General features: G+C 69.8%; 7 protein-coding genes. All 7 read right to left on the bottom strand.

What is annotated here, in order from left to right; all coding sequences use genetic code 11:
* Positions 1-306: 306 nt before the first annotated feature.
* A complete protein-coding gene (locus AB0O82_RS27085; protein WP_363586538.1) occupies positions 307-1,992 on the bottom strand; it encodes a ribonuclease J in 1,686 nt (561 codons plus the stop codon).
* 171 nt (positions 1,993-2,163) lie between these two features.
* The gene (dapA, locus tag AB0O82_RS27080) at positions 2,164-3,063 is read right to left on the bottom strand and encodes a 4-hydroxy-tetrahydrodipicolinate synthase (protein WP_063347602.1); all 900 of its coding nucleotides are present in this window, start codon (positions 3,061-3,063) and stop codon (positions 2,164-2,166) included.
* A 228-nt stretch (positions 3,064-3,291) separates the two neighbouring features.
* Complete coding sequence (thyX, locus tag AB0O82_RS27075) at positions 3,292-4,023, bottom strand: FAD-dependent thymidylate synthase (protein WP_363586537.1); 732 nt, start codon at positions 4,021-4,023, stop codon at positions 3,292-3,294.
* Positions 4,020-4,478: a tetratricopeptide repeat protein gene (locus tag AB0O82_RS27070; protein WP_363586536.1), complete on the bottom strand. Its 459-nt coding sequence runs from the start codon at positions 4,476-4,478 to the stop codon at positions 4,020-4,022. Before AB0O82_RS27070 ends, thyX begins: the two co-directional genes overlap by 4 nt.
* 7 nt (positions 4,479-4,485) lie before the next feature.
* Positions 4,486-5,232 (bottom strand): 4-hydroxy-tetrahydrodipicolinate reductase, encoded by a 747-nt coding sequence (dapB, locus tag AB0O82_RS27065; RefSeq protein ID WP_063347605.1) that lies wholly within the window; start codon positions 5,230-5,232, stop codon positions 4,486-4,488.
* Positions 5,233-5,246: 14 nt separating this feature from the next.
* Positions 5,247-6,599, bottom strand: a complete 1,353-nt coding sequence (locus AB0O82_RS27060) for a pitrilysin family protein (protein WP_350887436.1) — start codon at positions 6,597-6,599, stop codon at positions 5,247-5,249.
* A gap of 114 nt (positions 6,600-6,713) precedes the next feature.
* Positions 6,714-8,921: a polyribonucleotide nucleotidyltransferase gene (locus AB0O82_RS27055; protein ID WP_363586535.1), complete on the bottom strand. Its 2,208-nt coding sequence runs from the start codon at positions 8,919-8,921 to the stop codon at positions 6,714-6,716.
* Positions 8,922-9,001 lie beyond the last annotated feature (80 nt).

The following is a 9,001-nucleotide window of genomic DNA, read 5'->3' as shown; positions in this document are numbered from 1 at the left end:
TGGCACGCTGTTGAGTTCTCAAGGAACGGACACTTCCTTCGGACCGCCTTCCAGCGGGCCCTCCGGGCGCTTCGTTCTTTCGTGTTTCCAGCTTATCAGATGTTTTCCGCTCCGTTTTCCGGAGTTTCATTTACCTGATCGGCTTTCGCCTTTCGGCGCTCCCGAACTTTACCAGAGTTTCTCGGGCCGTTTTCCGCGGTCATTCTCGAATTCGCATTCGAGAGACTTCCTGCGGGGCCGTCCCGTGGGGCAACCCGGAGAACATTACGCACCGGGCTGCCCCACGTCAAACCAGCCGCCGGAGGCTCAGACCTCGACGACGACCGGCAGGATCATCGGCCGGCGGCGGTAGTTGTCCGCCACCCACTTGCCGACGGTCCGGCGGACCAGCTGCTGGACCAGGCGGGGCTCCAGCACGCCGTCGCTCGCCGAGCGGTCCAGGGCCTCCTGGAGCTTGGCGGCGACCGGCACGAACGCGTTGTCGTCGATGCCGGAGCCGCGGGCCTGGAAGGTCGGGCCGCCCACGATCTTGCCGTTGGTCGAGTCAACCGCGACGAAGACCGAGATGAAGCCCTCCTCGCCGAGGATCCTGCGGTCCTTGAGCGAGGCCTCGGTGATGTCGCCGACCGAGGCGCCGTCCACGTAGACGTACCCGGCCTGCACCTTGCCGACGATCCGGGCGACGCCCTTCTCCAGGTCGACGCAGACGCCGTCCTCGGCGATGACCACGCGGTTGCGCGGAATGCCGGTGGCGATGCCCAGGTCGGCGGCGGCCCGCAGGTGGCGCCACTCGCCGTGGACCGGCATCAGGTTGCGCGGCTTGCAGATGTTGAAGAAGTACAGCAGCTCGCCGGCCGAGGCGTGGCCGGAGACGTGCACCTTGGCGTTGCCCTTGTGCACGACCTTGGCGCCCCAGCGGGTGAGGCCGTTGATCACCCGGTAGACGGCGTTCTCGTTGCCCGGGATGAGCGACGAGGCCAGGACGACGGTGTCGCCCTCGACGATGCGGATCTGGTGGTCGCGGTTGGCCATCCGGGACAGCGCCGCCATCGGCTCGCCCTGGGAGCCGGTGCAGATCAGCACGACGTCCTTGTCCGGCAGGTCGTCGAGCTGCTTGACGTCGACGACCATGTTGCCGGGGACCTTCAGGTAGCCGAGGTCGCGGGCGATGCCCATGTTGCGGACCATCGAGCGGCCGACGAAGGCGACCTTGCGCTTGTACTCGTGCGCGGCGTCCAGCACCTGCTGGATGCGGTGCACGTGGCTGGCGAAGGAGGCGACGATGATGCGCTTGTCGGCGTTCGCGAAGACGTTCCGCAGCGCGGCCGAGATGTCCCGCTCGGGCGGGATGAAGCCGGGGACCTCAGCGTTGGTGGAGTCCACCAGCAGCAGGTCCATGCCCTCTTCGGCCAGCTTGGCGAAGGTCGGCAGGTCGGTCAGGCGGCCGTCGAGCGGCAGCTGGTCCATCTTGAAGTCGCCGGTGGCCACGACCATGCCCGCGGGGGTGCGGACGGCGACCGCCAGGGCGTCCGGGATGGAGTGGTTGACCGCGATGAACTCGCAGTCGAAGGGACCGATGCGCTCGCGCTCGCCCTCCTTGACCTCCAGCACGTACGGCCGGATGCGGTGCTCGGCGAGCTTGGCCTCGATCAGGGCGAGGGTCAGCTTGGAGCCGATCAGCGGGATGTCCGGGTTCTCCCGCAGGAGGAACGGGACGGCGCCGATGTGGTCCTCGTGCCCGTGGGTGAGGACGATGCCGTCGATCTTGTCGAGGCGGTCCCGGATGTAGGTGAAGTCCGGGAGGATCAGGTCCACGCCGGGCTGCTCGTCCTCGGGGAAGAGGACGCCGCAGTCGACGATCAGGATGCGGCCCCCGTATTCGAAGACCGTCATGTTGCGGCCGATCTCGCCGAGACCGCCGAGCGGGGTGATGCGGAGGGCGCCCTCCTTCAGGGCCGGGGGTGCGCCGAGTTCGGGGTGCGGGTGACTCAAAAGACTCTCCTCACGACGCACGCCATATGCCCGGGGTCCTCCCCCTGAAGACATATGGCGTGCGTACTCAGTGTCGTTTTTCCTACTGGGTCGGTGCTCTCGCGCCGTCGGTCCGGTCCAGCGGCGGGCCCGTGAGGGTCCGGCGAGCCGGGGCGCGCACGTCTTCGTCTGTTACAGGTGTACCCCGCCGGCGGCGAGATCCTTCGTCAATCGTGCGATCTCCTCGGGAGTCGCGCCGACCAGCGGCAGCCTCAGCGGGCCGGCCGGCAGTCCCTGGAGCTCCAGCGCGGCCTTGGCGAGGATGACACCCTGCGTGCGGAACATACCGCTGAACACCGGGAGCAGGCCCTGGTGGATCGCCGTGGCCTTGGCCACATCGCCGGCCAGGTACGCCTCGATCATCGCACGCAGTTCGCCGGCCACGACGTGTCCGACGACACTGACCACTCCGGCGGCTCCGACCGACAGCAGCGGCAGGTTGAGGATGTCGTCGCCGGAGTACCAGGCGAGGTCGGAGCGGGCGATGGCCCAGGCGGCCGCGCCGAGGTCGCCCTTGGCGTCCTTGTTGGCGACGATCCGCGGGTGCTCGCCGAGGCGGACCAGCGTCTCGTGGCTCAGCGCGACGCCGCTGCGGCCCGGGATGTCGTAGAGCATGACCGGCAGCCCGGTGGTGTCCGCGATGTGCACGGTGTGCCGGTACAGGCCCTCCTGCGGGGGCTTGCTGTAGTACGGCGTGACGACCAGCAGGCCGTGGGCTCCGGCGGCCTCCGCCTGTCGCGCCAGCTCGGCACTGTGGTGGGTGTCGTTGGTGCCGACGCCGGCCACCACGTGGGCGCGATCCCCGACCGCCTCCACCACGGCGCGGACGAGCTGGGCCTTCTCGGCGTCGCTGGTGGTCGGGGACTCACCGGTGGTGCCGTTGACGACGAGGCCGTCGTTGCCGGAGTCCACGAGGTGCGTGGCGAGGCGCTGGGCGCCGTCGAGGTCGAGTCCGCCGTCGGCGGTGAACGGGGTGACCATCGCGGTCAGGACCCGGCCGAACGGCGTCTGGGGGGTGGAGGTCGGAGCCATGCGTCCAAAGCTACTCGTAGGCGGTGGGGCGGTACCCACACCGGTCCAGTGTTCGGACAGGGGCATACCACGCGAAGCGGCGGAAACAGGCGGTGACATGGGATTCCGGTGCTGCCCGCTCGGGGGTTCGGGCAGCACCGGAATCCGTGTTCATGAATGTAGGGAGCGGCTAGAAAAGCCGCAATCCAGACATGCGTGACACTCCGCCCATATGCCTATCGTCCCAGGTCAGGGAGCGACCCGGCCGTGCTTCTCGAAGGCCGCATGGGTGAGCGGCATGAGCCGCGCCCACTCCTGCTCCATCTGCTCGGCGACCATCTCGATCTCGCGCTGCGGGAAGGACGGCACCGCCGAGTGCTCCCGCTTGGTCCGCAGCGACAGGAAGTGCATCAGCGAACGGGAGTTGCAGGTCGCGTACATCGAGGAGAACAGGCCGACCGGCAGCACCGCCCGGGCCACCTCGCGGGCCACGCCGGCCGCCAGCATCTCCTGGTAGCGCGCGTAGGACTCGCGGTACGCGGCCTCCATCGCCTCGGTGGTGGTCCTGTGCTGCTCGGGGGTGCCGTCGACGAACTCGTAGCGGCCCGGGCGGCCCTGCTGGACGAGCTTGCGCTCCTCCGCCGGGACGTAGAAGACCGGCTGCAGCTCGCGGTAGCGGCCGGACTCCTCGTTGTAGGACCAGCCGCTGCGGTGCCGGTGGAACTCCCGGAACACGAAGATCGGCGCGCTGATGAAGAAGGTCATCGAGTTGTGCTCGAAGGGGGTGCCGTGCCGGTCCCGCATCAGGAAGTTGATCAGGCCCTTGGACTTCTCCGGGTCCTGCTGAACCGCCTCCAGGGACTGCTCCCCCGCGGTCGAGACGCGGGCCGCCCAGATGACGTCCGAGTCGGCGGCCGCGCTGCGGACCAGCTCGACCGTGACGTCGCTGCGGAAGCTGGGGGCCGTCGGTTGGTCGCTCACGCGTTGCTCCTTGCGGGTTCGGTGCTGTGCAGCTTGATGGCGTGCTGCATGGTCTTGCGGGCGCGCGGGGTGTCGCCGGCGTCGGCGTACGCCACCGCGAGGCGGAACCAGACCCGCCAGTCGGCCGGCGCGGCCTCCGCCTCGGTCTGTCGGCGGGCGAACACCGCGTCGGCCGAGGCCCGGTCGATCCGCCCGCCGGTGGTGCGCTGGAGCTCGTCCACCGGCAGGCCGCCCTCGGCCTCCAGCTCCCGGGCGAGCTGCTCGCTGGCCCGGCCGAACCGGACGGTCTGGCGCAGGAACCAGACGCCGATCACCGGGATGACGAAGGCGCACAGGCCGATGCCGATGCCGAGCGGCTTACCGGTGGCGACCAGCTGGACGCCCTCCCCGACGCAGAGGAGGGCGACCAGCAGCAGCACGCCGGACAGGACGAAGAATCCGGTACGGGACGTCATGCCGGGCTCACAGGTCCAGGAAGTGTTCGAGGCCCAGGGTGAGCCCCGGCGTCTCCACGACCTTGCGCACACCGAGCAGGATGCCCGGCATGAAGCTGCTGTGGTGCAGCGAGTCGTGCCGGATGGTGAGCGTCTCACCGGTGTCGCCGAACATCACCTGCTGGTGGGCGAGCAGCCCGCGCAGCCGGACGGCGTGCACCGGCACCCCGTCCACGTCGGCGCCGCGGGCACCGGGCAGGCTGTGGGTGGTCGGGTCCTGCTGCTGCGGGCGGCCGGCCTCGGCGCGGGCCGCCGCGATCAGCTGCGCGGTACGGGTGGCGGTGCCGCTGGGGGCGTCGGCCTTGCGGTCGTGGTGCAGCTCGACCACCTCGACCGACTCGAAGTACTTCGCCGCGGTCTGGGCGAACTTCATGCCGAGCACCGCGCCGATGGAGAAGTTCGGCGCGATCAGCAGGCCCAGCTCGGGGGCCTGGTCGAGCCAGCCGCGGACGGTGGCCAGCCGCTCGTCCGTCCAGCCGGTGGTCCCGGTGACCACGTGGATGCCGTGGTGCAGGCAGTAGTCGAGGTTGCCCATCACCGAGTCCGGGTGGGTGAGTTCGACGGCGACCTGGACGCCGGCCTCGGTCAGCTCCGCCGGCTCGGACCCGCGGCCCAGGGTGGCCACCAGTTCGAGGTCCGGCGCGGCCTCGACGGCCTTGACCGCCTCGGAGCCGATCCGACCGTTGGCACCGATCACGGCGACACGCAGCGTCATAGCGAAATGTCCTCTCACACCAGCAGATCGGCGAGCTTGGCGGCCCGCTTGTCGTTGACCGGTCCGATCAGCGCCAGCGACGGCCGGTACGCGCCCAGCACATCACGGGCCACCGCGTGGACGTCGTCCAGGGTCACGGCCGCGATCCGCGCCAGCATCTCGTCCACCGACAGGTGGTGTCCGTAGCTCAACTCGGCCTTGCCGATCCGGTTCATCAGCGAGCCGGTGTCCTCCATGCCCAGCACGGTGGAGCCGGAGATCTGGCCGATCGCGCGCCGCAGCTCCTCCTCGGTGATGCCCTCGGCGACCACCTTGGCCAGCTCCGCGCGGCAGATCCGCAGCACCTCCTCGACCCGCTTGGGCTGGCAGCCGGCGTAGATGCCGAACAGGCCGCTGTCCGCGTAGGACGAGGAGTACGAGTACACCGAGTACGCCAGGCCCCGCTTCTCCCGCACCTCCTGGAACAGCCGGGAGCTCATCCCGCCGCCGAGGGCCGCGTTGAGCACGCCCATCGCCCAGCGGCGCTCGTCGTGCCGAGGCACCCCGGGCACGCCCAGCACCAGGTGGGCCTGCTCGGTGGAGCGGTTGAGCACCTCGACCCGGCCGGCCGTGCGCAGCGCCTTGACGCCGCGGCGGGCCTCGGCGGGGGCCGCGTCGGAGCGGGCCAGTACCGCCGCGAAGGCCTGCTCGACCTGCTTGACCACCGTGTGGTGGTCGAGGTTGCCGGCGGCCGAGACGACCAGGTTCTCGGGCCGGTAGCGGCGGCGGTAGAAGCCGGCGATCTGCTCCCGGGTGAGCACCTTGATGGTCTCCTGGGTGCCCAGGATGGGGCGGCCGAGCGGGCCGCTGCCGAAGATCACCTTGGCGAACAGGTCGTGCACCACGTCGCCCGGGTCGTCCTCGGCCATCGCCATCTCCTCGAGGATGACGCCGCGCTCGGCGTCGACGTCCTCGGAGCGGATCAGCGAGCCGGTGACCATGTCGCAGACCACGTCGATGGCCAGCGGCAGGTCGGTGTCCAGGACCCGGGCGTAGTAGCAGGTGTTCTCCTTCGCGGTGAAGGCGTTCATCTCACCGCCGACCGCGTCCAGGGCAGCCGAGATGTCCAGCGCGCTGCGCCGCGCGGTGCCCTTGAAGAGCAGGTGCTCCAGGTAGTGGGTGGCGCCGTTGAGCTGCGGGGTCTCGTCCCGCGAGCCGACGCCGACCCAGATGCCGAAGGTGGCTGAGCGCACCGTCGGCAGGGTCTCGGTGACGACCCGAAGGCCGCCGGGGAGGACGGTGCGGCGCACCGTGCCGGCGCCGTCGGCGCCCTTGAGCAGGGTCCGGGTGGAGCCGGGGCGCTGCTTCGCCGCCGGGGCCTGAGCCACGGGGGGTACCTCCAGAGGAAACACGCGTGGGAACGCATGGACGAACGCGGGGGCAACAGGGTGCGGCCCGCACGCCGGGAGGCGTACGGGCCGCAAGGGTCAGCTAGCGGCGCTTCACTCGGAAGCGGTCTCGCCGGCTTCCTCGCCCTCGACGACGGGGATGAGGGAGAGCTTGCCGCGCGGGTCGATCTCGGCGATCTCGACCTGCACCTTGGCGCCGACACCGAGGACGTCCTCGACGTTCTCGACGCGCTTGCCGCCGGCCAGCTTGCGGATCTGCGAGATGTGCAGCAGGCCGTCCTTGCCCGGCATGAGCGAGACGAACGCGCCGAACGTCGTGGTCTTCACCACGGTGCCCAGGTAGCGCTCGCCGACCTCCGGCATGGTCGGGTTGGCGATCTGGTTGATCGTGGTGCGGGCGGCCTCGGCGGCCGGTCCGTCGGCGGCACCGATGTAGATGGTGCCGTCGTCCTCGATCGTGATCTCGGCGCCGGTGTCCTCCTGGATCTGGTTGATCATCTTGCCCTTGGGGCCGATGACCTCACCGATCTTGTCCACCGGGATCTTGATGGTGATGATCCGCGGGGCGTTCGGGGACATCTCGTCCGGCGTGTCGATGGCCTCGTTCATCACGTCGAGGATGTGCAGACGCGCGTCCTTGGCCTGCTTCAGCGCGGCGGCCAGCACCGACGCCGGGATGCCGTTGAGCTTGGTGTCCAGCTGCAGGGCGGTGATGAAGTTGCGGGTACCGGCGACCTTGAAGTCCATGTCGCCGTACGCGTCCTCGGCACCGAGGATGTCGGTCAGCGCGACGTAGTGGGTCTCGCCGTCGATCTCCTGGGAGATCAGGCCCATGGCGATACCGGCGACGGCGGCCTTCAGCGGCACACCGGCGTTCAGCAGCGACATGGTGGAGGCGCAGACCGAGCCCATCGAGGTGGAGCCGTTGGAGCTCAGCGCCTCGGAGACCTGGCGGATGGCGTACGGGAACTCCTCGCGCGAGGGCAGCACGGGGATGATCGCCCGCTCCGCCAGCGCGCCGTGGCCGATCTCGCGGCGCTTGGGCGCACCCACGCGGCCGGTCTCGCCGACCGAGTACGGCGGGAAGTTGTAGTTGTGCATGTAGCGGCGGCGCGTCTCCGGGGAGAGCGTGTCCAGCTGCTGCTCCATGCGCAGCATGTTGAGGGTGGTGACGCCCAGGATCTGGGTCTCGCCACGCTCGAACAGGGCCGAGCCGTGCACGCGCGGGATGGCCTCGACCTCGGCGGCCAGGGTGCGGATGTCGGTGACACCGCGGCCGTCGATGCGGACCTTGTCCTTGATGACGCGCTCGCGGACGACCTTCTTGGTCAGCGCGTTGTAGGCGGCGCTGATCTCCTTCTCGCGGCCCTCGAACTCGGGGAGCAGCTTCTCGGCGGCCAGCGCCTTGACGCGGTCCAGCTCGTTGTTGCGCTCCTGCTTGCCCGGGATGGTGAGGGCCTGGGCGAGCTCGTCCTTGACGGCGGCGGTCAGCGCGGCGAGGACGTCGTCCTGGTAGTCCAGGAAGACCGGGAACACGCCGGTCGGCTTGGCGGCCTGGGCGGCGAGCTGCGACTGGGCGGCGCACAGCACCTTGATGAACGGCTTGGCGGCGTCCAGACCGGCGGCGACGACGTCCTCGGTCGGCGCCTCGGCGCCGCCCTCGACCAGCTTGATGGTCTTGTCGGTGGCCTCGGCCTCGACCATCATGATCGCGACGTCGCCGTCCGGCAGGACGCGACCGGCGACGACCATGTCGAAGACGGCCGACTCCAGCTCGCTGTGGGTCGGGAAGGCCACCCACTGGCCGTTGATCAGCGCGACGCGGACGCCGCCGATCGGGCCGGAGAACGGCAGGCCCGCCAGCTGGGTGGAGGCGGAGGCGGCGTTGATGGCCACCACGTCGTACAGGTGGTCGGGGTTGAGCGCCATGACGGTGCAGACGACCTGGACCTCGTTGCGCAGGCCCTTGACGAAGGACGGGCGCAGCGGGCGGTCGATCAGGCGGCAGGTGAGGATCGCGTCCTCGGAGGGCCGGCCCTCACGACGGAAGAACGAGCCGGGGATGCGGCCCGCGGCGTACATGCGCTCCTCGACGTCCACGGTCAGCGGGAAGAAGTCGAAGTGCTCCTTCGGCTGCTTGGACGCGCTGGTGGCCGACAGCACCATGGTGTCGTCGTCCAGGTAGGCCACGGCGGAGCCGGCGGCCTGACGGGCCAGACGGCCGGTCTCGAAGCGGATGGTACGGGTGCCGAAGGAACCGTTGTCGATCACGGCCTCGGCGTAGAACACGTTCTCTTCCACCTGGAAGATCTCCTCTTTCGTACGTCTCCGGGAGAGCGTCCCCGCGCTGCCTGCCGGCTGGCCCTGGCCCTCCTGGCAAG

The sequence above is a fragment of the Kitasatospora sp. NPDC088264 genome (genome assembly GCF_040685715.1).
Taxonomy (GTDB): domain Bacteria; phylum Actinomycetota; class Actinomycetes; order Streptomycetales; family Streptomycetaceae; genus Kitasatospora.
Note: the sequence above shows the minus strand (reverse complement) of the source record. Positions and strands in the feature narration are given on the sequence as shown.